Below are 22401 nucleotides of genomic sequence, written 5' to 3' on the forward strand. Positions count from 1 at the left end.
GGCGAACGGCTCGACGCCTTCATGGCCCGCGCCAATGCCGCCTATTACGCGACCAAGGACCCCTTCGCCGATTTCACCACCGCACCCGAAATCTCCCAGGTCTTTGGCGAATGCCTGGGACTTTGGGCCGCGATGGTCTGGGACCTGATGGGCAAGCCCAGCCCGGTCATCCTGGCCGAGGCCGGCCCCGGCCGCGGCACCCTGATGGCCGACGCCATGCGCGCCATCGGCGCCGCCGCCCCCGATTTCGCCGCCGCGCTGCGGCTGCACCTGATCGAGACCTCCCCCCGTCTGCGCGCGGAACAGGCGACCCGGCTGGACGCCACCTGGCACGACGACCTGGCCGACCTGCCCCCCGGCCCGATGATTCTTCTCGCCAACGAATTCCTGGACGCCCTGCCGATCCGGCAATTCATCCGGCACGAAGATGCCTGGATGGAACGCTGGGTCCGCGACGGCGCCTTCGTCGAACGGCCCGCCCCGGACGCCCCCACGACCGGCGCCGAAACCGGCACCATCCAGGAACGCGGCGACGCGGCCCTCGCCTGGGTCACGGCCCTGTCGGCGCGCCTGGCCACCCAAGGTGGCGCCGCCCTGCTGATCGACTACGGCCCCGCCACCAGCGGCCCCGGCGACACGCTCCAGGCCCTGCGCCACGGCCAGGTCGCGGATGCCCTGGCCGACCCGGGCGCCGCCGACCTGACCGCCCATGTCGATTTCGCCGCCCTCGCCCGGGCGACCACGGCCCAAGGCCCGGTCCCGCAGGCGCTGTTCCTCGCCCGCCTCGGCTTTTTGGCCCGCACCGCCGCCCTCTCCGCCGCCAACCCGCGCCAGGCGCCCAAGCTCGCCATGGCAGCCCATCGCCTGACCGCGCCCGAGGCGATGGGACGGCTGTTCAAGGCCCTGGCGATCTGTCACCCCGACCTACCCCCACTGCCCGGTTTCGCCGCATGACACCCCCCTTCCTCACCGCCAGCCTGCCCGTCCCGCACGGCTTCTTCACCCGGCAGGGCGGCGTCTCCGCCGGCCGCTTCGGCAGCCTGAACGCCTCGCTGAACGGCCGCGACGATCCGGCGCTCGCCGCCGAAAACCGCGCCCGCGTCGCCCGCGCCATGGGGTTTGCCCCCGACCGCCTGCTCGGCCTCGTGCAGGTCCACGGCCCCGCCGTCGCCACCGCCACCGCCCCCTGGGCCGAACGCCCGACCGCCGATGCCATGGTCACCGCCACCCCGGGCCTGCTGCTCGGCATCGTCACCGCCGATTGCGCCCCCGTCCTCTTCGCCGACCCCGAGGCCGGGGTCATCGGCGGCGCCCATGCCGGCTGGCGCGGCGCGGTCGCCGGGGTGCTGGAGGCCACAGTGGACGCCATGCAGGCCCTGGGCGCCGACCCCGCCCGTATCCAGGCCGCCATCGGCCCCTGCATCGGCCAGGCCTCCTACGAAGTCGCCGCCGACCTGCGCGACGAAGTCCTGGCCGAGGACCTTTCCGCCGCCCGCTTCTTCCAGACCGGCCGCCCCGACCGCTGGTGGTTCGACCTGCCCGCCTATTGCGCCGCCCGCCTGGCCCGGCGCGGCATCGCCGCCACCCCGCCGCCGGCCGATACCCTGGCCGACGAAGCCCGCTTCTTCAGCTACCGCCGGGGCAGCATCGCTGGCGACCTGCCGGTCGGGCACCAGATATCCTGTATCGGGCTGGCGTCATGATCCCGTCGCCCGCATAACCCCCGCCATGCCCTATATGGTCATCTTCCTGGCGCTCCTGCTCCTGACGATGCTCGCCACCTGTTTCGCAGGCTGACATGCGCCCCATTGTGATCCCGATCCTGCTGCTGGCCCTGACCAGCGCTTGCGGCACCCTGCCCCAGCCCTTCCGCGGCAATCCGGGCGCCGAGGCCCGGCGCCTCGCAGCCCCCCCCGCCTATCGCCTGGCCGTCCCCGCGCCCGAAGAGGCGATGCTGACCGACAATGGCGCCGGCACCCTGGCCGTGGCCCTGGCGACGGCGCTGGAGGGCGCAGAAGTCCCCGCCGTCCCCGGCACCCCCACGCCGCTCGACTGGCGCCTGCTGATCAAGGCCGAACAGGATGGCGGCAATATCCGCCCACGCTATGTGCTGACCGATGCCGATGGCCGCGAACTGGGCGTGACCGCCGGCCCGCCCGTCCCGCTGCGCGCCTGGGGCGAGGAACAGGAGGTGACCATCAACGCGGTCGCGGCCTCCGCCGCCCCCCTGATCTCCACCATGCTGGCCCGCGCCGATGCCGCCCGCCGCTTCGCCGACCCCGACAGCATGCGCGCCGGGGGCGCACCCCGCCTGCGGCTGATGCCGGTGCGCGGCGCCCCGGGCGACGGCAACCTGGCGCTGACGGCGAAACTGTCGGAATTCCTGCCGCGCGAGGGCTTCCAACTGCAGGACATCGCCGATGGCGCCGCCTTTGCGGTCGAAGGCGTGGTCCGCGTCGCCCGCGACCGCGAATCCCCGCGCGAAGACCAGGCCGATATCCAGTTCATCGTCACCCGCCGCGACGGGATCGAACTCGGTCGCGTCGCCTTCGTGAACAATGTGCCGACCGGCAGCCTGAACGGGCTCTGGGGCGATGTCGCCTATGTCATCGCGCAGACGGCCGCACCGGGGATCAAGCAGGTGATCTCCACCGCCGGCGGGTTTTCGGCGGGCGGCCAGCAGGCCCCCGGATCGCCACCCAACGCGCCCGCCGAGGCCGCCGCCGCCCCAACTGCAAACCCGACTCCAAACCCGACCCCGACCAGCCGCGCCCTGCGCCCGCCGCCGGTTCCCGCCCGATGACCAACGCCAGATCGCCGGGCCGCCATGCGGTGGCATGGTGGACTCCGCGTGGTCACATTGCTAACCACGCGCGCCGTCCGGCCCGGAGCAAGCCCCGCCCATGAAAATCATCGCCTGCAACAGCAACCGGCCGCTCGCCGAGGCTGTGGCCGCCGCGCTGAACATCCCGCTCGCCCAGGCCAGCGTGCGTCGTTTCGCCGACATGGAGATCTTCGTCGAAATCCATGAAAACGTGCGTGGCGAGGATGTCTTCGTCATCCAGAGCACCTCCTACCCGGCCAACGACAACCTGATGGAGCTGCTGATCACGCTGGACGCGCTGCGGCGCGCCAGCGCCCGGCGCATCACCGCGGTCATCCCCTACTTCGGCTACGCCCGGCAGGACCGCAAATCGGGCAGCCGCACGCCCATCTCGGCGAAACTCGTGGCCAACCTGATCACCGAGGCCGGTGCCAACCGCGTCCTGACGATGGATCTGCACGCCGGCCAGATCCAGGGCTTCTTCGACATCCCCGTCGACAACATGTTCTCCGCGCCGCTCTACGCACGTGACATCCAGCAGCACTACGCCGGGCGCGAGCTGATGGTCGTCTCCCCCGACGTCGGCGGCGTGGTCCGCGCCCGCGCGATCGCGACGCGGTTGCACACCGACCTCGCCATCATCGACAAGCGCCGCGAACGCGCCGGCGTGTCGGAAGTGATGAACGTGATCGGTGAGGTCCAGGGCCGCGACTGCATCCTGGTCGATGACATCGTCGATTCCGGCGGCACCCTGGTGAACGCGGCCGAGGCGCTGATCAAGAACGGCGCCCGCTCGGCCTCCGTCTATGTCACCCACGGCGTCTTCTCCGGCGGCGCCGTCGCCCGCGTCGGCGCCTCGCCGATCGAGAAGATGGTCGTCACCGACAGCATCCTGGCGACCGAGGCGGTCCGCGTGTCGCGCAACATCCGCACCGTCACCATCGCGCCGCTGCTGGCCGAGGCGATGCGCCGCATCTCGGAAGAATCATCCGTCTCCACCCTGTTCTGCTGACGGCCTTCCGTCCCCCGGCCAAACACGGCAAGGTTCCTTGGACCGCGATGTCCAAGGAAAAGAATTCCCATGCAGTTGTTCTACGCCCCCGGCGCCTGTTCGCTCGGCATCCACGTCCTGCTGGAGGAGATCGGCGCACCGTATGAGGCCGTGCCGGTCGCCCTGCGCGAAGGCGCGCAGTTCAAGCCGCCCTTCACCACCATCAACCCGAAATCCAAGGTGCCGGTGCTGACCCTGGGCAATGGCTCGGTGCTGACCGAATACCCGGCCATCGCCTACTACCTGGCCGCGACCCACCCCACCGCGGGGCTGCTGCCGCCGGCCGGCGAACCCATGGCGCGCGCGCTGGAAGCCGCCGACTACTGCGTCTCCACCGTCCACATGCAGGCTTTCTCCCGCGTCTTCCGCCCCGACAAATTCGCCCCCACCGCGACCGACCACGACGCGGTCAAGGCGCAGGGCCAGTCCATGTTCGACGCGGGCCTCGCCCGGCTCGACGCGGCCCTGGCGGGGCAGGACTGGATCGTCGGCGACTACTCCTTCGCCGACAGCGCGATCTTCTACATCTGCTTCTGGCGCGCCGGGCGCATGAAGCAGGACCTGCCGCCGAACGTCGCCGCCCATTACGCCCGCATGCTGGCCCGCCCCGCCGTGCAGCGCGCGATGGCGCAGGAGGGTCTTGTGTGACCATCGCCACCCTCTGGACCAGCACCCGCACCAACGGGACCGTCGCCCATATGGTCGCCGCGGCCTCGGCCCTGCCGATCGAGTATCGTTTCATCTCGCTGCGCGGCGGCGACCACAAGACCCCCGGCTACCTGGCCCTGAACCCCAAGGGTGAGGTTCCGGCGCTCGATGTCGGCGGCGGCGTGGTGGTGACGGAAAACCCCGCGATCTGCACCTGGATCGCCGACATGGCGCCCGGCGCCGGGTTGCTGCCGACCAGCCACCCGCAGCGCGCCAAGGCGCTGGAATGGATGGCCTGGTGCCAGTTCACCACGGCGCGCGCCTTTTTCCTCGCACTCGGCGCCCGGCGCATCGCCGGTGATGACGCGGCCGCCGCCGCGGTGATCAAGGCCGACGGGCTGCGCCGCAGCCAGGCCGCCCTGGCACTGGCCGATGCCGCGATCCAGCCCGACGGCACCCTGCTCGGCACCGGACAGGTGATGGTGCCGGACATCCACCTGTTCATGCTGACCACCTTCGCCGGCTTCGCCAGCATCGACATCACCCAGATGGCGGGGCTGCAACGGCTGCGCGCCACGGTCGGCGCCAACCCCGGCGTGCAAGCGGCCCTTGCCCGCGAAACAGCGATCGGCTGATGACCCTGATGACCCGGACCTTGCCGCACACCCCCTTCTGGTTCCTGCGCCACGGCGAAACCGACTGGAACGCGCAATATCGCGCCCAGGGCGCCAGCGACATCGCGCTGAACGCCGCCGGCATCGCCCAGGCCCATCGCGCGGCGGCGGTCATCGCCGCCCTGCCGCCCGAACGCCGCCCGGCCCATATCGTCGCCTCCCCCCTGTCCCGCGCCCGCATCACGGCCGAAGTCGTGGGGGATGCCCTCGGCCTGCCCGTCGCGATCGACGAAGCCCTGCGCGAATGCTCCTTCGGCATCCAGGAAGGCCAGGTCATGGCCGAATGGTTCCACGCCTGGGTGGCGGGTGACGACACGCCCGAAGGCTGCGAACCCTTCGTCGACCTGCGCGCCCGCGCCCGCGGCGCCATCGCCGCGGCGCTCGCCAACCCCGCCCCGGTGCTGGTCGTCGCCCACGGCGCCCTGTGGCGCGGCTTCCGCGCCGAAGCCGGCCTGCCCGCCGATTTCCGCACGCCCAACGCACAACCGCTCTGGGTCACCCCGCCAAGCCCCGGCGACACAGCCTGGAGCCTGGCCGCCCTGGCGATGCCGGACGCCTGAGCCGAGGTTGCGCCCAGGAGAGGGCTTCGGCCCCCTCCAACCCCCGCTACGCGATCGGCACGCGCCCCGCGGTCACCGCCTGGTAGGTCGAGATCGCCAATGCGATCGGGTCGAAGGGCTTGCTCATGATGAAGGCCGGTTCCACTTCGCCGGCGGTCAGCAGTCGTTCGGGATAGGCTGTGACGAAGATCACCGGCACCTGCACGCTTTGCAGGATACGGCGCACCGCGTTGATCCCGTCGCCGCCGCGGCCAAGGTTCACATCCGCCAGGATCAGCCCCGTCGGGTGCGCGGCCGCCAGGCGCACGGCCTGCGCCTCGGTCGCCGCGATGCCGGTGACGCGGTGGCCGCAGCTTTCGACCAGCATGCGCAGGTCCATGGCGATGACGGGCTCATCCTCGATGATCAGCACGTCGGTCGCGGTGATGGTCCGCAGTGCGGCGCGCGCGGCTTCGAGCACGGCCACGGCCTCGGCCGGATCAAGCCCCACGACCTGTGCGGCATCAAGCACCGACAGGCCTTCCAGCGCGGTCAGCAGCAGCAATTGCCGCCCCGCCGTCGACAGCGCGCCGGGCGTCGTATCCAGGGCATCGGTCGGGGTCAGCCGCGTGATGGCCGCGAACAGCCCCAGGCTGCCTGGCAGCGGCGGCAGCCCCTGGCGCAGCGCATCGGCGACGATCGCATCGCCGCTGGCCTGGCTGCCGGTCAGCGCGCGGGCATAGCGCCGCCCAAAGGGCAGCGCCGCGACCACAGCCGCCATATCGGGCTTCTGCTGGGAGGTGTTTCGGGAATGCGGCACGGCGCGGCCTCCTGGTGTCGGCGGTCAAATGGGTGGACAGACACGGCATGGAACAGAGCCGATCCGAAATGTTGCGCCAGGCGCTCATGGCGATGATGCCGGGCCTGCGCGGCTATGCGCGGGCACTGACCCGCGACACGCATGCCGCCGACGACCTGGTTCAGGAAGCCGTGATGCGCGCTTTGGCAGCCGAAGTGCAATGGCAGGACGGCACCGAACCGCGCCCCTGGGTCTTCACCATCCTGCGCAACGCCTGGCTGGGCGGGCTGCGCCAGGCCCGGAACGGGCGCCGCGCGGCCACCGAGAATGCCCATGCCAGCGCCGATCACGCGGCCGAAACCCAATCGGGCCAGGCGGCGTTGCATGAACTCTCGGTCGCCATGGACCGCCTGCCGGCGACCCAGCGCGAGGCGCTGATGCTGGTCGGCGCACAGGGCCTGTCCACGGCCGAGGCCGCGGCCATCTGCGGCGTAGCCGAGGGCACGATCAAGGCGCGTGTCAGCCATGGGCGGCGGTCGTTGCGTATCGCTCTTGGTCATTGATGAATCGTGTGGCCTACGGATCACCTGCGCAACGGCAGGTGCGCCGCCTGGTTACATGCTATAAACACATGGCTGCCATGCATTCATTCGGTCGATTTTCCGCAACCATCCGCGCTGCCGTGCATTGGGGGGATATGGAAGATCAGAAGGCTGCCCCGATGACCCAGCGTTATGTGCTCAAGGCCAGCGACGAGAACCAGTCTGACCCGGCCGCATCGTTCCACGACCTGCTGATCGGCTGCCTGCCGCGCATGCGCCAGCAGGCCTTCGCCCTGACACGCCGCCGCGCCGATGCCGATGACCTGGTGCAGGCCGCGGTGGTGAATGCGCTGGCCGCACGTGATTCCTTCATCCCCGGCAGCAATTTCAAGGCTTGGATGTCCCGCATCCTGCGCAACCGCTTCCTGTCCGACGTGCGCCGCCGCCGTGAAATGGTGGAGATGGACGATGCGCCGGCCGAATCGATGTCCCGCCCCGCGACGCAGGAAGACTCGGTCGCGATGAGCGAATTGCAGGTCTGCGTCGCCCGCCTGCCGGCCGACCAGCGCATCGCGCTGATGATGTCGGCGGTGCAGGGCATGTCCTATGAGGAGATGTCGGAGGAACTCGGCGTCGCCGTCGGCACGTTGAAATGCCGCGTGTTCCGTGCCCGCAAGCAGTTGCAGGCCTGGCTGCTCGACGAAGAACCCACCCCGCGCATCGCCCCGGCGGCCCGTCCCGCCAAGCGGACCGGCGTCAGCACACTGGCGTCGGCGCCCGGCCTCACTCTATGATCGCGCCCGTTATGAACCGGGTTATGCACACTTAGGACGTGCCTTGAACGACGTTCCGCCAAAGCAGGATAAGACGAAGACCATGGACTCCCGGAACACCCGGCCGCCCGTGCGGGCCCGAGTGTCCGCGTCGGATGCCGCCTTCGACCTTTGGCTCCAACGCGGGCTGCACGCCATGTACGACGAAGTGGCCAAGGAGCCCGTGCCGCCGGAACTGCTTGCCCTGATCGAACGCGACCGGGGCAAGTCGTAGCGCCGAGGGGAGGCTCAGTCCTCCAGCTTTACCCCGGTCAGCTGCGCCATCTCCGCCCAGCGCGCGACTTCCGCCCGTTGAAACGCGGCGAAATCAGCCGGCCCCTGGGGTGCGGCGGTAAAGCCCGCCGCGACCAGCCGCCGCGCCACATCCGGATCGGACAGCGCCGCCAGCATCGCCCCCGATAGCCGCGCCAGCGCCGCATCCGCCGTGCCGCGCGGGGCGAACAGCCCGAACCAGGCATCCACCGCCATGAAGGGCACGCCGGCCTCGGCCGCCGTCGGCACATCCGGGAAATCCGCCAGCCGCGCCGGCGCACCGATCGCCAGCCCCCGCAGCCGCCCATCGCGGACCAGCCCGGCGATCGAAGGGAAGGTCGCCACATAGAAATCCACCACCCCCGCGACCGTATCGGTCGCCGCCGGCGCCGCGCCGCGATAGGGGATGTGGGTCGCCTCCAGCCCCTCACGCCGGACGAAGGTTTCCGCGATCACGTGGCTCGCGCTGCCGGCCTGGCTGGAGGCATAGGTCAGCCGCCCGCCATTCTTCCCGCGCGCGATCAGCCCCGCCATGTCGCGGGCCGGATGGTTGGCGGCCACGACCGTCGCGTGATGCACCGTCGCCAACCGGCAGACCGGCGAAAAACTATCGACCACATGGAACGGCAGCCGCGCCATCATCGCCTGGTTGCTGGCGTGGGACTGATTGTGGCCGAGCACCACGGTCAGCCCATCCGGGGCCGCCCGGGCCGCCGCCTCGGACCCGATCACCGCGCCGCCACCGGCGCGATTGTCCACCACCACCGTCTGCCCCAGCGCCGGCCCGGCCTTTTCCGCCAGCGCCCGCGCCAGGATATCGGTCGGCCCACCCGGCGGGGCCGGGACGATGATGCGCAGCGTGCCCGCCGTCTGGGCCAAGGCAGGGGTCGCCAGCAATGGCGCGGCGAACAGACTACGGCGGGACAGGGTCATGGCGCGGGCCTCCGATTGGTTGCCCTGGCTTTTGCGGCCTGCCCGCGAAAAATCAAGCCGGTTCGAGCTTCGCCTGCACCTCAAGCCACTCTTCCTCCAGCCCCGCCGCTTCCTTGGCGATGCTGGCCTGCTTGCGCTTGGCCCAGGCGATGTCCGCCGGGCTGTGCTTGGCATAGGTCGCCGGGTCGGACAGGCGCTTTTCGATCAGCTTGCCCTCCAGCCCCAGCCGTTCCAGCCGGGCCTCGATCTCCTTCGCCCGCGCCCGCAACGGGGCGGCGGCGGCGCGGACCGTGGCCTTGCCGCGGCGTTCCTCGTTCTTGTTCGAGTCCGACTTCGCCGCCGGGCGGGTGCGGTCGCCGAGTTGCGCGCGATAATCGTCCAGGTCGCCCTCGAACGGCGTGACCGTGCCATTGCCCACCAGCCACAGCCGGTCCGCGACCAGCCCGACGAGATAAGGATCGTGGCTGATCAGGATCACCGCGCCGCCGTAATCGGCCAGCGCCTTCACCAGCGCCTCACGCGCGTCGATGTCCAAATGATTTGTTGGCTCGTCCAGGATCAACAGATGCGGCGCCTCGCGGGTGGTCAGCGACAGCAGCAGCCGCGCCTTTTCCCCGCCCGAGCAATCCCGGATCTTCGTGTTCACCCGTTCGGCGTCCAACCCGAACCGCGCCAGTTGCGCGCGGCATTGCTGGACCGTGGCCTTGGGCAGCGCTTCCTGCATATGCGTCAGCGGCGTGCCGTCGGGATGCAGTTCCTCAGCCTGATGCTGTGCGAAATAGCCGATCTTCAGCCGAGGCGCGCGGACGACGTCGCCCGAAAGCGGCTCCATGCGGCCCGCGATCAGCTTGGCAAAGGTCGACTTGCCGTTCCCGTTCGCCCCCAAAAGCGCGATCCGGTCATCCTGGTCCAGCCGAAAATCCAGCCCGCTCAGGATGACGTTGTTGCCATAGCCCGCGACAGCGCGGCGCAGCGACAGGATCGGCGGCGGCGCCTTGTCCGGCTCGGGGAAGGAAAACCGGGTGACGTGGTCCTCCACCAGGCTTTCGACCTGGGGCATCTTTTCCAGCGCCTTCAACCGGCTCTGCGCCTGGCGGGCCTTGCTGGCCTTGGCGCGGAAGCGATCGACGAAATCCTGCATATGCGCGCGCTCGGCGGTGATCCGGGCGTTCTGCGCCGCCTGGTGGATCGCCCTTTCGGCCCGCAACCGCACGAATTCCGAGAAATTCCCGGCGTAGGTGGTGATCTTGCCGCGATCCAGATGCGCGATCTGGTCGACGCAACGCTCCAGCAACCCGCGATCATGGCTGACCACGATGCAGGCGCCGGAGAACTTGGCGAGCCACGCCTCAAGCCAGATCGTGGCTTCCAGGTCCAAATGGTTCGTCGGCTCGTCCAGCAGCAGCAGGTCGGGTTCCTGGAACAGGGCGCCCGCCAGCGACAGTCGCATCCGCCAGCCACCGGAAAACTCCCGCACCGAGCGTTGCTGGGCCGCGGCGTCAAAACCCAACCCCGCCAGCACCATCGCCGCGCGCGACGGGGCGGCATCCGCACCGATGGCGATCAAACGGTCGTGAATTTCACCCAATCGCGTCGGATCATGTGAAATTTCGGCTTCCTGCATCAGCGCCGCGCGTTCCGTATCGGCCGCCAGCACCGTCTCCAGCAGGTTGTCGTCCGATGCTGGGGCCTCCTGCTTCACCCGCCCCATCCGGGCGCGGGAGGCGATGAAGATCTCCCCCCCATCCAGTTGAAGCTCGCCCGCGATGGCCTTGAGCATGGTGGATTTGCCGGCGCCATTGCGCCCGACCAGGCCGATCTTGCGACCGGGATCGAGTGTCATGGATGCGGCGTCGAGCAACGGACGTCCGGCGATGCGGAGCGTCACGTCGCGAAGGGCGAGGACTGTCATGTTGCGGTGCTTCTAAACACTCGGCGGCGTCCCGTCACCCGCTGCGCTCTTGCCTTTGCGGCCCGCCCCGCCTAACCGCCCGCACAGTCACCACACACGGATACCGCCCAAATGGCCATCGAACAGACCTTCAGCATCCTCAAGCCCGACGCCACGCGCCGCAACCTGACCGGCAAGATCAACGCCAAGTTCGAAGAAGCCGGCCTGCGCATCGTCGCCCAGAAGCGCATCTGGATGAGCCGCCAGCACGCCAAGACCTTCTACGCCGTGCACGCCGCGCGCCCCTTCTACAACGACCTGGTGGACTTCATGGTCTCCGGCCCCGTCGTCGTGCAGGTGCTGGAAGGCGAGAATGCCATCGCCCTGAACCGCGAAATCATGGGCGCCACCAACCCCGCCAACGCCGCCCCCGGCACGATCCGCAAGGAGTTTGCGGAGAGCATCGAGGCGAACAGCGTCCATGGCAGCGACAGCGCCGAGAACGCGGCCGTCGAGATCGCCTATTTCTTCGCCGGCCTCGACATCGTCGGCTGAACCACGCTTAACCCCGGGCGGCGCATCAGCGCCGCCCGGGCGCTTTCCAGGCATGCGGCACGCCGTCCGTGCGGATCGTCTCGCCACGGGCGTGGCATGGCCCGCCGTTTTCGCCCCCGATTCACGAGCGAACTTTCATCGCACCAGCGACCTGGGGTAGCATCGCCCCGTGCCACGGCCCGCCTTTCGGCCGTGCCTCGTTCGCAGCAGTCCCAGGCCAGCCATACAGCGCTGCCGACCCCGACATGCAGGGCCCAAGCAGTGCCATCTGTCAGGAGGTTCCGATGCTCGATCAGGACGCCTGCCGTCATCTGTTCGGCAATATCCTGCGTTTCCGCGCCACGCCCTCGACCGGGGCGCATTTCCTTGTGTCCGAATGCACGACGATGCCCGGCGCGGGCACCCCGCCCAAGCGCCATCCCGGCGATGACGAGGGGTTCTACATCCTCGAAGGCCATTACGAATTCATCGTGGAGGGCAAGACGATCGAGGCCGGTCCGGGTGACTGGGTCGGCATCCCGAACGGCGCCCAGCACCAGTTCCGCAACGCGACGACGGAGGTCGCGCGCATGCTGATCGTCAACGCGCCTGGGCGGTTGCACGAGGCCTATTACGCAAAATTGGGCGAATTACTGCCGGAAGGCACCACGCAGGCGCCCGCCCCGTCGGGCCCGCCATCCGCCCCGGCACGGGCGGAGATGCACCGCTGCGCCGCGGCCTGCGGGGTGGAATTGCTGGTCTGAGGGACCGCCGCCGTCAGACCAGGAAGATCAGCATCAGCACCAGCAGGGCCGCGACGGCCGCGATCCCATAGGTCGCCGCCTTGCCGAAGGACTCCCAGGCGGCCTCACGGTTCGCCAGGATGTCCTGGGCCCGGACTTCAACGAATTCGACGGGGTGCGACTGCTCGGCCATGGCCGTGTCTCCAGGGTGGTATCGGATTGGGGGTTAACCGGCGCCGGACGCAGTCGCAAGGGGGTTCACCAGGCTGCCGGTCGCGGCGGGGGCATCGACGATGGCCCTGCCCCCTTCCAGCCGCACGCGCCCCGCCGCCAGCCAGGCCAGTGCCGCCGGATACAGGCGATGCTCCTCGGCCAGGACGCGCGCGCCCAAACGCGCCTCGGTGTCGTCCGGCCGCACCGGCACCGCCGCCTGGGCCAGGATCGGGCCTTCATCGACGCCCGGCGTCACCAGATGCACGGTGCAGCCATGCAGCCGCACCCCGGCCTCCAGCGCGCGCGCATGGGTGTCCAGCCCCGGGAAACACGGCAGCAGGGATGGGTGGATGTTGATCATCCTGCCCTCCCAGGCGGCCACGAACCCCGGCGTCAGCACCCGCATGAACCCGGCCAGCGCCACGATCTCGATACCATGGGCCTCCAGCACCGCCTGCATCGCGGCCTCGAACCCCGCCCTGTCGCGGCCACGGCTGGCGACGGTGGCGGTCGCGACCCCGGCGGCCGCGGCGGTCGCAAGCCCCGCGGCATCGGGCTTGTTGGACAGCACCAGCGCGATGTCGGCCGGATAGGCCGGGTCGGCGGCGGCGGCCAGCAGGGCCGCCATGTTGCTGCCGCGCCCGCTGATCAGGACCGCGACGCGGCGCCTGGTCAAATGGCGAAGCCCGCGGGGGAGTCGAAGCGCACGGCGGCCTCACCGCTGCCGGCCTCGATCCGGCCCAGGCGATGCACGGACTCGCCGGCCTCGGTCAGCAGGGTGGTGGCGGCGGCGGCATCGGCCTCGGCCACCACGACGGCCATGCCGATGCCGCAGTTGAACACGCGCAGCATTTCCTCACCGGCCACGCCACCGGCCTGGGACAGCCAGGCGAAGACGGGCGGGATCGGCCAGGCGGCATCCAGCACCGCCAGCGTCCCCTCGGGCAGCACGCGCGGCAGATTGCCGGGCAGCCCGCCGCCGGTGATATGCGCGGCGGCCTTCAGCAGCCCCGCCCGGTGCAGCGCCAGCAGCGACCGCACATAGATCCGCGTCGGCGTCAGCAGCGCCGCGCCCAGGGTGGCATCGGGCGCGAAGGGCGCCGGCGCCGTCAGCGCCACGCCGCTGGCCGCGATCACCCGCCGCACCAGCGAAAACCCGTTGGAATGCACGCCGGAACTCGCCAGCCCCAGCACCACATCACCCGCCCCGACATCCAGCGGCAGCAGCGCATTGCGCTCGGCCGCCCCCACCGAGAACCCGGCCAGGTCGTAGTCGCCGGCCTGATACATGCCCGGCATCTCAGCCGTCTCACCGCCCACCAGGGCGCAGCCGGCCTGGCGGCAGCCCTCGGCGATGCCCGAAACGACCTGGGCCGCGGCGGCGACATCCAGCGCGCCCGTGGCGAAATAATCCAGGAAGAACAGCGGCTCGGCGCCCTGCACCACCAGGTCGTTCACGCACATCGCAACAAGGTCGATGCCGACGGTGTCATGGATGCCGGCCTCTATCGCCAGGCGTAATTTCGTGCCGACGCCATCGGTGCTGCTGACCAGCACGGGGTCCGTGAAACCCGCCGCCTTGAGGTCGAACAGCGCGCCGAAGCCGCCGAGTCCCCCCATGGTCCCCGGGCGGTTGGTGGATTTGGCGAGTGGCTTGATCTTCTCCACCAGCGCATCGCCGGCTTCGATGTCCACACCCGCGTCGCGATAGGTCAGGCTGTTCATCGAAGGGTCCGATCGGGTAGGACAGGCAGGGCGTAATAGGGACGGCAGATGGATCACATCAGGCGCGGGCTCGCAACCGCTGGGCTCATGGCGGCTGGGTTGCTTGCGATGCCGGGCGCTGTCCGGGCGCAGGCACTGCCCCCCATGGCGGCCCCGCAGGCGGAGGCGACGCAGGGCGGCTTCAACCAGCGCGGCGTGGTCGCGGAGGCAACGGCCGATGACGCCGTGGCCGCGCGCGAACGCGGCATGATCGCGGCCCAGCGCAATGCCTATACCCGGCTTGCGTCCGAGATGGGCCTGCCCACCGCCTCCGACCGCCAGATCGAGGCGATGGTCGACAGCGTGGTGGTGGAGGAGGAGCGCACGACGCGCACCACCTACACCGGCCGGCTGACGGTGAACTTCAACCCCGAACGGGTGCAGGCCTTCGCCGGGCGCAGGCTGGCCGCGGCCCCCGCGACGGCGCCGCGCCCCCAAGGGGGGTCGCAGATCCCCGCGACCTACCTGGAGGTCACGGCCCGCTACGCCAGCCTGGCCGAATGGCTGGATGTGCGGCGGCGGCTGCTGGCCTCGGGCAATGTGGCGCAGGTCGATGTGCTGGCGATCTCGACCGACCAGGCGCGGCTGCGCCTGGGGCTGCGGGCGCCGGCGGCCCAGGTCGCGACCGAATTGATGGCCTCCGGGCTGCGGATGGCGCAGGGCGCGCGCCCTGGCGAGGGATGGCGCGTCGGCCTTGCCGGACGCGTCTGACCCCCCGCCGCCGGAACGGATCGAGGAAGCCGGGCCCTTCACCCTGGCGAACCTGATCACCCTGGCGCGGCTCTGTGCCGTGCCGGCGACGGTCTGGCTGGTGTTGAAGCACGAATACCAGGCGGCCTTCCTGCTCTTCGTCGCGGCCGGGATCTCCGACGGCATCGACGGCTGGCTGGCCCGGCGCAGCCATACGCGATCGGCCCTGGGCGCGGTGCTGGACCCGTTAGCGGACAAGTCATTGTTGGTGTCGATGTATGTGACCCTGGCGCTGACCGGCGCGCTGCCGGACTGGCTGGCGATCCTGGTGGTGTTTCGTGACGTGCTGATCGTGGGGGGTGTGCTGGTGCTGACCTGGGCGGGCTCTCGGCCGCAGATCAACCCGATCCGGTCGTCCAAGGCCAATACGGTGGCGCAGATCGCGCTGGTCGCCGCGACCCTGGCGATGATGGCCTATGGCATGCCGCCGCCGGCGGTGACGACCGCGCTGGTCTGGATCGTGACGGCGACGACCATCGTCTCGGGTGCCGCCTATGTCATTGGCGCCGCGCGGCAGCCGCGATGAGCAACACCAACGGCCCGCTGCTCTCCCCCCTCGAAGGCCGCGCCGTGACGGTGCGCGCGGCACCGGACCCGCGCCCGGCCGATCCGCCGCGCGCCCCGCCGCCGCCGAAGGAAGGCGCCACCCGGGGACAACGCCTGGGGCTGATCTTCGGCCTGCTGGGGGCGCTGTTCTTCTCGGTCTGGCTTTTCTCGGCGATCCTGACGCCCTTCGTGCTGGCGGCGGTCATTGCCTATTTCCTCGACCCGCCGACGACCCGCCTGACCCGGATGGGCGTGCCGCGCGGGCTTGCGGCATTTCTTTTGCTGCTGCTGCTGACCGCGCTGCTGCTGCTGGCCGCGGTGCTGCTCTATCCGCTGCTGCTGTCGCAGATCGGCATCCTGCTGCTGCGCCTGCCGGCCTATATCGCTTCGATCGGCGCGCAGTTGCGGGATGCGCTGATCCTGCTGGAGGAACAGATCGGCCCCGACCTGATGGATTCGCGGCTGCGCGAACTGGCGGTCGGCCAGGTGGGCGCCATCCTGTCCTTCATCGGCACCTCCGGGGCGCGGCTGCTGGGCGGGGGGTTCGCGCTGTTCAGCGTCTTCACCCTGCTGATCGTGACCCCGGTCTGCGGCTTCTACCTGCTGCGCGACTGGCCTTTCATGATGACGCGGATCGAATCCTGGCTGCCACGTCGCTCGGCCTCGGTGCTGCGGCGGCTGGCGCTGGATACGGACCGGGTGCTGGCCGCCTGGCTGCGCGGGCAGTTGATCTGCTGCGCGATCCTGGGCGGGCTCTATGCCGTCGGGCTGTCGCTGATCGGGCTGGAACTGGGGCTGCTCGTCGGGCTGCTGGCGGGGGTGCTGTCCTTCATCCCCTATGTCGGCACCATCACGGGCTTTGCCGCGGCGCTGCTCCTGGCGGCGGGGCAATGGGGCACGATGCATGGGCTGGGCCTGGTCGTGCTGGTGTTTGCCGTGGGCCAGGTGATCGAGGGCTATATCATCTACCCCCGCCTGCTCGGCGACCGGGTCGAGTTGCATGCCGTCTGGGTGATCTTCGCCCTCTTCGCCGGCGGCGTCGCCTTCGGCTTCCTGGGCGTGCTGCTGGCGGTGCCGATGGCCGCGGCGATCGGGGTGCTGGCGCGCTACTGGCTGCGGCGCTACCTCGCCAGCCCGCTGTATCTGGACCCACCCCGGACAGGGTCATGACACCCCGCCAACTGGCCCTGCCGCTGCCGACGTCGGAGGATTATTCGGCCACCGCCTTCCTGCCCGACGACAGCAACGCCCAGGCCCGCGCCTGGCTGGCCGAGCCGCGGCGCTGGCCCATGGGCCGCATCGCCCTGTTCGGCCCGCCCGGCGCCGGAAAAACCCATCTGCTGCGCGCGACCGCCGCCGCACGCGGCTGGCGCGTGCTGGATGGCGCCGGCCTGCGCGACCTGCCCGATGCCGCGCCCACCGCCCTGGACGACGCCGACCTGGTGCCCGACGACACGGCCCTGTTCCATTTGATCAATGCCTGCGCCGAGGCCGGCGCGCCGCTGCTGCTGGCCGGCCGCGCCCCGCCCGCGCGCTGGGCCACCCCCCTGCCCGACCTCGCCAGTCGGCTGCGCGCCACCACGGCGACCGGCCTTGCCGAACCATCGGACGCGCTGCTCTCCGCCCTGCTCGCCCGCCATTTTGGCCAGGCCGGGCTGATCGTCGATGCCGGGGTGCAGGACTGGCTGCTGCTGCGCCTGCCGCGCGAAGCCGCCGCGGTGCGGGAAGCCGCGGCCCGGATCGACCGTGCGTCCCTGGCCGAACGCGGTCGGGTCACGCGCGCCATGGTGCGTGGTGCCCTGGCCGATTGGGATGGCTTCGCGCCCGATGATGCGCCGCATCATGACGGTTTCTTGGCAATCGCTCAGACACACTCGCCGGATGTTGGTCCGCTGCTGTAGCGTCCTGTGTCATGAACGCCCCCATACCACCCCCTGCCCCCCTCGCCCCGGCCTCCGCGACGACGCAGCATGCCCCGTCACGCTTCATCAACCGCGAATTATCCTGGCTCGCGTTCAACGACCGGGTGCTGGAAGAAGCCGCCAACCCCAGCCATCCGCTGCTGGAACGGCTGCGCTTCGTGGCGATCTCGGCCAGCAACCTGGATGAATTCTATTCCGTCCGCGTCGCCGGCCTGCTGGGCCAGGAACGCGCCGGGCTGACCACCCTGTCGCCCGACGGCCTGTCGCCGGCGCAGCAACTGGCCGCGCTGAACAGCCGCGCCGGGGCGCTGATCGAGGGCCAGCAATCCGCCTGGCAATCCCTGCGCGGCCAATTGCGCACCGCCGGCGTGGTGCTGTGCGAGACCGAGGAACTGACCCCCGCCGACCGCGAATGGCTCGACCGCTGGTTCATGGACCGGGTCTTTCCGGTGCTGACGCCGCTCGCCGTCGATCCGGCGCATCCCTTCCCCTTCATCCAGAACCTCGCGCTCTGCATGGTGCTGAAACTGGTGCGGGAAGAGGACGGCGGCACCATGCGCGCCCTCTGCCCGCTGCCGCCGCAGGTCGAGCGCTTCATCCGCCTGCCCTCCGAACGCGGTGAGCCGATCCGCTTCGTCCTGCTGGACGATCTGGTGGCGATGAACCTGCCGCGCCTCTTCCCCGGCTTCATCACCGCCGAACGCGGCTTGTTCCGCCTGATCCGCGACACCGACGTGGAGTTCGAGGAAGAGGCCGAGGACCTCGTCCGCTCCTACGAAGACGCGCTGAAGCGCCGCCGCCGCGGCCGCGCCATCCGCGTGAAAGTCACCAGCGGCACGCCGGCCGATATGCGCGCCTTCATCGCCGAGGAAGTGGACGCCAGCCCCTCAGCGGTCTTCGTCGTCGATGGGCTGCTCGGTATGTCGGATGTGAAACAACTGATCGTGGACGACCGGCCCGACCTGCTGTTCACGCCCTATACCCCGCGCTTTCCCGAACGCATCCTTGATTTCGGTGGCGATTGTTTCGCGGCGATCGCGGCCAAGGACATCGTCGTCCACCACCCGTTCGAATCCTTCGACGTCGTGGTGCAGTTCCTGCGCCAGGCGGCACGCGACCCGAATGTCGTGGCGATCAAGCAGACGCTGTATCGCACCAGCCGCGACAGCCCGATCGCGCGCGCGCTGATCGAGGCGGCGGAGGCCGGAAAATCCGTCACCGCCATGGTCGAACTCAAGGCCCGCTTCGACGAGGAACGCAACATCGCGCTGTCCCGCGAATTGGAAGCGGCCGGGGTGCAGGTCGTCTATGGCTTCGTCGAATTGAAGACCCACGCCAAGGTCTCGCTGGTGGTCCGGCGCGAACGCGACACGTTGAAATCCTACGCCCATTTCGGCACCGGCAATTACCACCCGATCACCGCCAAGATTTACACCGACCTGTCCTTCTTCACCGCCGATCCGGCGCTGACGCAGGATGCGGCGCGGCTGTTCAACTACATGACCGGCTATGCGCGGCCGGAGAAAATGCAGGCGCTGGCCTTCGCGCCGCTGACCCTGCGCCCGGCCTTGATGGGGTTGATCGAACAGGAAATTCGTTTCGCACAGGAAGGCAAGCCTGCCGGCATCTGGCTGAAGATGAACAGCCTTGTCGACGAAACCCTGGTCGATGCGCTGTATCGCGCCAGTGCGGCCGGCGTGCAGATCGAATGCATCGTGCGCGGCATCTGCTGCCTGCGCCCCGGCGTGCCCGGCCTGTCGGACAACATCCGGGTGAAGTCGATTGTCGGTCGCTTCCTGGAACATTCCCGCATCGCCGTCTTCGGCAATGGCTACAAACTCCCAAGCCGCCGCGCCCGCGTCTATATCGGCAGCGCCGACTGGATGGCGCGCAACATGGACTGGCGCGTCGAAACCCTGGTGCCGGTGGAAAACCCCACGGTCCATGCGCAGATCCTGGACCAGATCATGGTGCTGAACCTGCAGGACACCGCACAGTCCTGGACCTTGGGGGCCGATGGCGTCTACACGCGGCTCGACCCGGGACCGAACCCGGTTTCAGCGCATGAGTATTTCATGACCAATCCTTCCCTTTCCGGCCGTGGCAGCGCGCTGCACCGTCCCGCCCGCGCCGCCCAGAAGCGCAAGCAGGACCGGGTGAAGCAGGATTGACCGCCGCCGTTCTTTCGCGCGACCCGGCGCTGCTGGATGACGCCGCGCCGCCGCGCTGCGGCGTCGTGGACCTTGGTTCGAATTCGGTCCGGCTTGTCGTCTTCGAAGGACGCGGCCGCAACCCGGTCGCGGTCTTCAACGAAAAAGCGGTGCTCGGCCTCGGCCGCGGCCTCGCCACCACCGGCATGCTGAACGAGGAAGCGGTCGAACAGACCCTGACCGTCATGACGCGCTACCACGCCATCGCCCGCGCGATGCGGGCGACGCCGGTGGCGGTGCTGGCCACCGCCGCCGTGCGCGACGCGCTGAACGGCCCGGCCTTCGTCTCGGCCCTGGAACGCATGCTGCCCGGGATGCCCGTGCATATCCTGGCCGGATCGGAAGAAGGCCGCTTGTCGGCCGAGGGCGTGTTGCTCGGCTTCCCCGGCGCCGATGGCATTCTGGGCGACCTCGGCGGCGGCTCCCTGGAACTGGTCGAATTGTCGGCCGGCACGCCGGGCCGCATCGCCAGCCTGCCGCTGGGCGCCATCCGCCTGGCCGACCGCGCCGACAACGACCCCGCCCGCGCCCGCGCGATCGCCGAGGCCGACCTGGCCACCGTCCCCTTCCTGGCGGAGGGCGCGGGGCGCGACCTCTACCTCGTCGGCGGCGCCTGGCGCGCCCTGGCGCGCATCCACATGGCCCAGACCGCCTATCCGCTGTCGATCGTGCATCACTACGTGCTGCGCCGGGAAGAAGCGCGGGACCTGGCCAGCGTCGTCACCGCCGCCACCCGCCGCACCCTGGAACGCATGCCCGGCGCCCCCGCCAAGCGCGTGCAGGACCTGCCCTTCGCCGCCGTGGTGCTGCGCCGGTTGCTGCGTGCGACCGGCGCCCGCCGCGTGGTGTTCAGCGCCAATGGGCTGCGTGAAGGCTGGTATTCCCGCCTGCTGTCGCCCGCCACCCGATCGGTCGATCCGCTGCCGGAGGCCGCCCGCGAACTGGCCGACCGTTTTGGTCGCGACCCGGCCCTGCCCCAGGCCCTGGCCGCCTGGACCGCACCCATTTTTTCGCCCGAGGACCCGGCCGGCGCCACCCTGCGCGAAGCCGCCTGCACCCTGTCGGACATCGGCAGCCACGACCACCCGGACTACCGCGCCGAACAGGCGTTTTGGCGCGTGCTGCGGCAGCCGGGCGTGGGGCTGGACCACCACACCCGCGCCTTCCTGGCCCTGGCCACGGCCCTGCGTTACGAGGCGGAGGCCGATTCCCCCTGGCTCGGCACCGCGCGGATGCTGCTGGATGGCATGGCGATCCGCCGGGCGGAGGCGCTGGGGGCGGCCCTGCGCCTGGCCTATACCCTGTCGGGCGGCACGCCGGCCCTGCTGGCCGGGACGTCGATGACCCGCGCCGATGGGCGCCTGACCCTGCGCCTGTCGGAAGGCACCGGGGTCTTTGCCGGCGAAAGCGTGCTGCGCCGGCTGGAAACCCTGGGCGCCGCGCTCGGCGTCCAGGCGACGGTGGTCGTCAGCCCGGGCTGACGATCAGCTTCACCTTCCGCCCGTCCACGCCCAGGGCGACCCGGCCGGATTTCAGCGCCAGCGCATCCTCGCCAAACACCACCCGCCGCCAGCCATGGATGGCGGGGACATCGGGGGAAGGTTCGGCCGCCAGCCGCTCCAGATCCTCGGTGCTGGCGATCAGGCGCGGGGCCACATCGTGCTGTTCGGCCTTGGTCGCAAGCAACACCTTCAGCAACGCCACCAGCGCCGGGGATGGCGGCGGGCCATTGTGCTTTTCGCGCGGGGCCTCGGGCAGCGCCTCCTCCGGCAGGGCCGTGGCCTCGGCGATCGCGGCCAGCAGCGACACGCCGGATTTTCCGCGCGCGAACCCGTCGGAAATGCCGCGCGCGCGCGCCAATTCGGCGGCGTCCGATGGCGCGGAGGCGGCGATTTCCAGCAAGGTCTCGTCCCGCACCAGGCGCTGGCGGGGGATATTGACCCTCTGCGCCTCCCGCTCCCGCCAGGCGGCGGCGGCGCGCAGGGTGCCGAGGTAGCGTCGGTTGCTGGTGCGCGGCTTCAGCCGTTCCCAGGCATCCTCGGGTTCGGTGCGATAGGTCGCGGGATTGTCCAGCGCGGCCATTTCCGCGCGCACCCAATCCAGCCGGTTCTCCGTCTCCAACCGGTCCAGCAGGGCAGTATAGACCCGGCGCAGATGGGTCACGTCGGCGGCGGCATAGGCGATCTGGGCGGGGGAGAGCGGCCGCGCCGACCAGTCGGAAAAACGATGCGCCTTGTCGATCGCCGCCCCGGCCAGCGCCCGCACCAGGCTGTCGTAGCTCGCCTGGTCGCCAAACCCCGCGACCATGGCCGCGACCTGGGTGTCGAACATCGGCACCGGCACGGCGCCGAATTTCAGCAGGAAGATTTCGACATCCTGCCGTGCCGCGTGAAACACCTTGACCACGCTTTCATCGGCCAGGAGTGCCCCCAGCGGCAGCAGGTCCAGCCCCTCGGCCTGGGTATCCACCACGGCGGTATCGTGCATCCCGCCCAGTTGGACCACGCAGAGTTCGGGCCAATAGGTCCTCTCCCGCATGAACTCGGTATCCACCGTGACGAAAGGCTCCTGGCGCAGACGCTCGCAGAGCGAAGCCAAGGCATCGGTCGTGGTGACCAGGACGGGGGCGGGGTCTTCGTGTGGGGGGCGTCGTGGCATGCCCACCCGTTCTATCCGCGCAAGGGACGGCCGGGAAGTCGCCCAGGCCGGCTATCGGGGTTGACATGGAGGGCT

25 protein-coding genes are annotated in these 22401 nt (G+C 70.1%); 18 read left to right on the forward strand and 7 right to left on the reverse strand.

Annotation, left to right across the window (positions count from 1 at the left end; all coding sequences use genetic code 11):
- Window positions 1–21 precede the first annotated feature (21 nt).
- From ACQW02_RS19565 to ACQW02_RS19595, 7 genes are all read left to right on the forward strand, one after another.
- The gene (locus ACQW02_RS19565; protein ID WP_431285932.1) at window positions 22–954 is read left to right on the forward strand and encodes a class I SAM-dependent methyltransferase; all 933 of its coding nucleotides are present in this window, start codon (window positions 22–24) and stop codon (window positions 952–954) included.
- A complete protein-coding gene (gene pgeF / locus ACQW02_RS19570; protein WP_431281589.1) occupies window positions 951–1703 on the forward strand; it encodes a peptidoglycan editing factor PgeF in 753 nt (250 codons plus the stop codon). Before ACQW02_RS19565 ends, pgeF begins: the two co-directional genes overlap by 4 nt.
- Window positions 1704–1798: 95 nt before the next feature.
- The gene (locus ACQW02_RS19575) at window positions 1799–2803 is read left to right on the forward strand and encodes a hypothetical protein (RefSeq protein ID WP_431281590.1); all 1005 of its coding nucleotides are present in this window, start codon (window positions 1799–1801) and stop codon (window positions 2801–2803) included.
- Between the two features lie 100 nt (window positions 2804–2903).
- The gene (locus ACQW02_RS19580) at window positions 2904–3836 is read left to right on the forward strand and encodes a ribose-phosphate pyrophosphokinase (protein ID WP_431281591.1); all 933 of its coding nucleotides are present in this window, start codon (window positions 2904–2906) and stop codon (window positions 3834–3836) included.
- 69 nt (window positions 3837–3905) lie between these two features.
- Entirely contained in the window at window positions 3906–4523 is a 618-nt protein-coding gene (locus ACQW02_RS19585; RefSeq protein WP_431281592.1) for a glutathione S-transferase family protein, read from the forward strand.
- Window positions 4520–5158, forward strand: coding sequence for a glutathione S-transferase family protein (locus tag ACQW02_RS19590; RefSeq protein WP_431281593.1), 639 nt, complete (start codon window positions 4520–4522; stop codon window positions 5156–5158). The genes ACQW02_RS19585 and ACQW02_RS19590 overlap by 4 nt, the downstream gene beginning before the upstream one ends.
- Window positions 5158–5757 (forward strand): histidine phosphatase family protein, encoded by a 600-nt coding sequence (locus ACQW02_RS19595; protein WP_431281594.1) that lies wholly within the window; start codon window positions 5158–5160, stop codon window positions 5755–5757. Before ACQW02_RS19590 ends, ACQW02_RS19595 begins: the two co-directional genes overlap by 1 nt.
- A 46-nt stretch (window positions 5758–5803) precedes the next feature.
- Here the strand turns inward: ACQW02_RS19595 and ACQW02_RS19600 are convergent, their stop codons facing one another.
- The gene (locus ACQW02_RS19600; RefSeq protein ID WP_431285933.1) at window positions 5804–6517 is read right to left on the reverse strand and encodes a response regulator; all 714 of its coding nucleotides are present in this window, start codon (window positions 6515–6517) and stop codon (window positions 5804–5806) included.
- An 86-nt stretch (window positions 6518–6603) separates the two neighbouring features.
- Here ACQW02_RS19600 and ACQW02_RS19605 point away from each other — a divergent pair, with 86 nt between their 5' ends.
- From ACQW02_RS19605 to ACQW02_RS19615, 3 genes are all read left to right on the forward strand, one after another.
- Window positions 6604–7098 (forward strand): sigma-70 family RNA polymerase sigma factor, encoded by a 495-nt coding sequence (locus tag ACQW02_RS19605; protein ID WP_431281595.1) that lies wholly within the window; start codon window positions 6604–6606, stop codon window positions 7096–7098.
- Window positions 7099–7256: 158 nt separating this feature from the next.
- On the forward strand, window positions 7257–7871 hold the full coding sequence (locus ACQW02_RS19610) for a sigma-70 family RNA polymerase sigma factor (RefSeq protein WP_431281596.1): 615 nt from the start codon (window positions 7257–7259) through the stop codon (window positions 7869–7871).
- A gap of 82 nt (window positions 7872–7953) precedes the next feature.
- Window positions 7954–8124 carry a NepR family anti-sigma factor gene (locus ACQW02_RS19615; RefSeq protein WP_431281597.1) on the forward strand — a complete coding sequence of 57 codons (171 nt, stop codon included), beginning with the start codon at window positions 7954–7956 and terminating at the stop codon, window positions 8122–8124.
- Between the two features lie 14 nt (window positions 8125–8138).
- Here the strand turns inward: ACQW02_RS19615 and ACQW02_RS19620 are convergent, their stop codons facing one another.
- Together ACQW02_RS19620 and ACQW02_RS19625 are read right to left on the reverse strand one after the other, a co-directional pair.
- On the reverse strand, window positions 8139–9095 hold the full coding sequence (locus ACQW02_RS19620; protein WP_431281598.1) for a Bug family tripartite tricarboxylate transporter substrate binding protein: 957 nt from the start codon (window positions 9093–9095) through the stop codon (window positions 8139–8141).
- A 52-nt stretch (window positions 9096–9147) separates the two neighbouring features.
- Window positions 9148–11007: an ABC-F family ATP-binding cassette domain-containing protein gene (locus tag ACQW02_RS19625; protein WP_431281599.1), complete on the reverse strand. Its 1860-nt coding sequence runs from the start codon at window positions 11005–11007 to the stop codon at window positions 9148–9150.
- A gap of 111 nt (window positions 11008–11118) precedes the next feature.
- On the opposite strand from ACQW02_RS19625, the gene ndk reads away from it, so the two are divergent.
- Both ndk and ACQW02_RS19635 read left to right on the forward strand, forming a co-directional pair.
- Window positions 11119–11541 (forward strand): nucleoside-diphosphate kinase, encoded by a 423-nt coding sequence (gene ndk / locus ACQW02_RS19630; RefSeq protein ID WP_431281600.1) that lies wholly within the window; start codon window positions 11119–11121, stop codon window positions 11539–11541.
- A gap of 284 nt (window positions 11542–11825) precedes the next feature.
- Window positions 11826–12284 (forward strand): cupin domain-containing protein, encoded by a 459-nt coding sequence (locus ACQW02_RS19635; protein ID WP_431281601.1) that lies wholly within the window; start codon window positions 11826–11828, stop codon window positions 12282–12284.
- Window positions 12285–12297: 13 nt separating this feature from the next.
- Here ACQW02_RS19635 and ACQW02_RS19640 read toward each other — a convergent pair whose 3' ends face one another.
- From ACQW02_RS19640 to purM, 3 genes are read right to left on the reverse strand one after another with little or no spacing between them, the layout of a single operon-like run.
- Entirely contained in the window at window positions 12298–12456 is a 159-nt protein-coding gene (locus ACQW02_RS19640; RefSeq protein ID WP_431281602.1) for an aa3-type cytochrome c oxidase subunit IV, read from the reverse strand.
- 33 nt (window positions 12457–12489) lie between these two features.
- Complete coding sequence (gene purN / locus ACQW02_RS19645) at window positions 12490–13104, reverse strand: phosphoribosylglycinamide formyltransferase (protein WP_431285934.1); 615 nt, start codon at window positions 13102–13104, stop codon at window positions 12490–12492.
- 44 nt (window positions 13105–13148) lie between these two features.
- Window positions 13149–14201 carry a phosphoribosylformylglycinamidine cyclo-ligase gene (gene purM / locus ACQW02_RS19650; protein WP_431281603.1) on the reverse strand — a complete coding sequence of 351 codons (1053 nt, stop codon included), beginning with the start codon at window positions 14199–14201 and terminating at the stop codon, window positions 13149–13151.
- Window positions 14202–14345: 144 nt separating this feature from the next.
- Between purM and ACQW02_RS19655 the strand changes: the two genes are divergently transcribed.
- From ACQW02_RS19655 to ACQW02_RS19680, 6 genes are read left to right on the forward strand one after another with little or no spacing between them, the layout of a single operon-like run.
- Window positions 14346–14951, forward strand: a complete 606-nt coding sequence (locus ACQW02_RS19655) for a hypothetical protein (protein ID WP_431281604.1) — start codon at window positions 14346–14348, stop codon at window positions 14949–14951.
- Window positions 14935–15516: a CDP-alcohol phosphatidyltransferase family protein gene (locus ACQW02_RS19660; protein WP_431281605.1), complete on the forward strand. Its 582-nt coding sequence runs from the start codon at window positions 14935–14937 to the stop codon at window positions 15514–15516. The genes ACQW02_RS19655 and ACQW02_RS19660 overlap by 17 nt, the downstream gene beginning before the upstream one ends.
- Window positions 15513–16706: an AI-2E family transporter gene (locus tag ACQW02_RS19665; RefSeq protein ID WP_431281606.1), complete on the forward strand. Its 1194-nt coding sequence runs from the start codon at window positions 15513–15515 to the stop codon at window positions 16704–16706. The genes ACQW02_RS19660 and ACQW02_RS19665 overlap by 4 nt, the downstream gene beginning before the upstream one ends.
- Window positions 16703–17437 carry a chromosomal replication initiator DnaA gene (locus ACQW02_RS19670; protein ID WP_431281607.1) on the forward strand — a complete coding sequence of 245 codons (735 nt, stop codon included), beginning with the start codon at window positions 16703–16705 and terminating at the stop codon, window positions 17435–17437. The genes ACQW02_RS19665 and ACQW02_RS19670 overlap by 4 nt, the downstream gene beginning before the upstream one ends.
- 11 nt (window positions 17438–17448) lie before the next feature.
- Entirely contained in the window at window positions 17449–19629 is a 2181-nt protein-coding gene (locus tag ACQW02_RS19675) for an RNA degradosome polyphosphate kinase (RefSeq protein WP_431281608.1), read from the forward strand.
- Complete coding sequence (locus tag ACQW02_RS19680; protein ID WP_431281609.1) at window positions 19626–21149, forward strand: Ppx/GppA family phosphatase; 1524 nt, start codon at window positions 19626–19628, stop codon at window positions 21147–21149. Before ACQW02_RS19675 ends, ACQW02_RS19680 begins: the two co-directional genes overlap by 4 nt.
- On the opposite strand, the gene rnd is transcribed toward ACQW02_RS19680, so the two are convergent.
- Entirely contained in the window at window positions 21136–22326 is a 1191-nt protein-coding gene (gene rnd, locus ACQW02_RS19685) for a ribonuclease D (protein WP_431281610.1), read from the reverse strand. The genes ACQW02_RS19680 and rnd overlap by 14 nt on opposite strands.
- Between the last annotated feature and the right edge of the window lie 75 nt (window positions 22327–22401).

Origin of the sequence: Humitalea sp. 24SJ18S-53 (assembly GCF_050632385.1) — a bacterium.
Taxonomy (GTDB): Bacteria; Pseudomonadota; Alphaproteobacteria; order Acetobacterales; family Acetobacteraceae; genus Humitalea.

Bases quoted from the DNA above. Each gene is read 5' to 3' on its own strand.
- ACQW02_RS19625 (WP_431281599.1), bottom strand. From the start codon at position 11,007: ATGACAGTCCTCGCCCTTCGCGACGTGACGCTCCGCATCGCCGGACGT.
- ACQW02_RS19575 (WP_431281590.1), top strand. From the start codon at position 1,799: ATGCGCCCCATTGTGATCCCGATCCTGCTGCTGGCCCTGACCAGCGCT.
- ACQW02_RS19635 (WP_431281601.1), top strand. From the start codon at position 11,826: ATGCTCGATCAGGACGCCTGCCGTCATCTGTTCGGCAATATCCTGCGT.
- ACQW02_RS19665 (WP_431281606.1), top strand. From the start codon at position 15,513: ATGAGCAACACCAACGGCCCGCTGCTCTCCCCCCTCGAAGGCCGCGCC.
- ACQW02_RS19600 (WP_431285933.1), bottom strand. From the start codon at position 6,517: ATGGCGGCTGTGGTCGCGGCGCTGCCCTTTGGGCGGCGCTATGCCCGC.
- purN (WP_431285934.1), bottom strand. From the start codon at position 13,104: ATGGCGGCCCTGCTGGCCGCCGCCGCCGACCCGGCCTATCCGGCCGAC.
- ACQW02_RS19565 (WP_431285932.1), top strand. From the start codon at position 22: ATGGCCCGCGCCAATGCCGCCTATTACGCGACCAAGGACCCCTTCGCC.
- ACQW02_RS19610 (WP_431281596.1), top strand. From the start codon at position 7,257: ATGACCCAGCGTTATGTGCTCAAGGCCAGCGACGAGAACCAGTCTGAC.
- ACQW02_RS19580 (WP_431281591.1), top strand. From the start codon at position 2,904: ATGAAAATCATCGCCTGCAACAGCAACCGGCCGCTCGCCGAGGCTGTG.
- ACQW02_RS19670 (WP_431281607.1), top strand. From the start codon at position 16,703: ATGACACCCCGCCAACTGGCCCTGCCGCTGCCGACGTCGGAGGATTAT.
- ACQW02_RS19615 (WP_431281597.1), top strand. From the start codon at position 7,954: ATGGACTCCCGGAACACCCGGCCGCCCGTGCGGGCCCGAGTGTCCGCG.
- ACQW02_RS19605 (WP_431281595.1), top strand. From the start codon at position 6,604: ATGGAACAGAGCCGATCCGAAATGTTGCGCCAGGCGCTCATGGCGATG.
- ACQW02_RS19595 (WP_431281594.1), top strand. From the start codon at position 5,158: ATGACCCTGATGACCCGGACCTTGCCGCACACCCCCTTCTGGTTCCTG.
- ACQW02_RS19620 (WP_431281598.1), bottom strand. From the start codon at position 9,095: ATGACCCTGTCCCGCCGTAGTCTGTTCGCCGCGCCATTGCTGGCGACC.
- ACQW02_RS19640 (WP_431281602.1), bottom strand. From the start codon at position 12,456: ATGGCCGAGCAGTCGCACCCCGTCGAATTCGTTGAAGTCCGGGCCCAG.
- ACQW02_RS19585 (WP_431281592.1), top strand. From the start codon at position 3,906: ATGCAGTTGTTCTACGCCCCCGGCGCCTGTTCGCTCGGCATCCACGTC.
- ndk (WP_431281600.1), top strand. From the start codon at position 11,119: ATGGCCATCGAACAGACCTTCAGCATCCTCAAGCCCGACGCCACGCGC.
- ACQW02_RS19675 (WP_431281608.1), top strand. From the start codon at position 17,449: ATGAACGCCCCCATACCACCCCCTGCCCCCCTCGCCCCGGCCTCCGCG.
- rnd (WP_431281610.1), bottom strand. From the start codon at position 22,326: ATGCCACGACGCCCCCCACACGAAGACCCCGCCCCCGTCCTGGTCACC.
- pgeF (WP_431281589.1), top strand. From the start codon at position 951: ATGACACCCCCCTTCCTCACCGCCAGCCTGCCCGTCCCGCACGGCTTC.
- purM (WP_431281603.1), bottom strand. From the start codon at position 14,201: ATGAACAGCCTGACCTATCGCGACGCGGGTGTGGACATCGAAGCCGGC.
- ACQW02_RS19655 (WP_431281604.1), top strand. From the start codon at position 14,346: ATGGCGGCCCCGCAGGCGGAGGCGACGCAGGGCGGCTTCAACCAGCGC.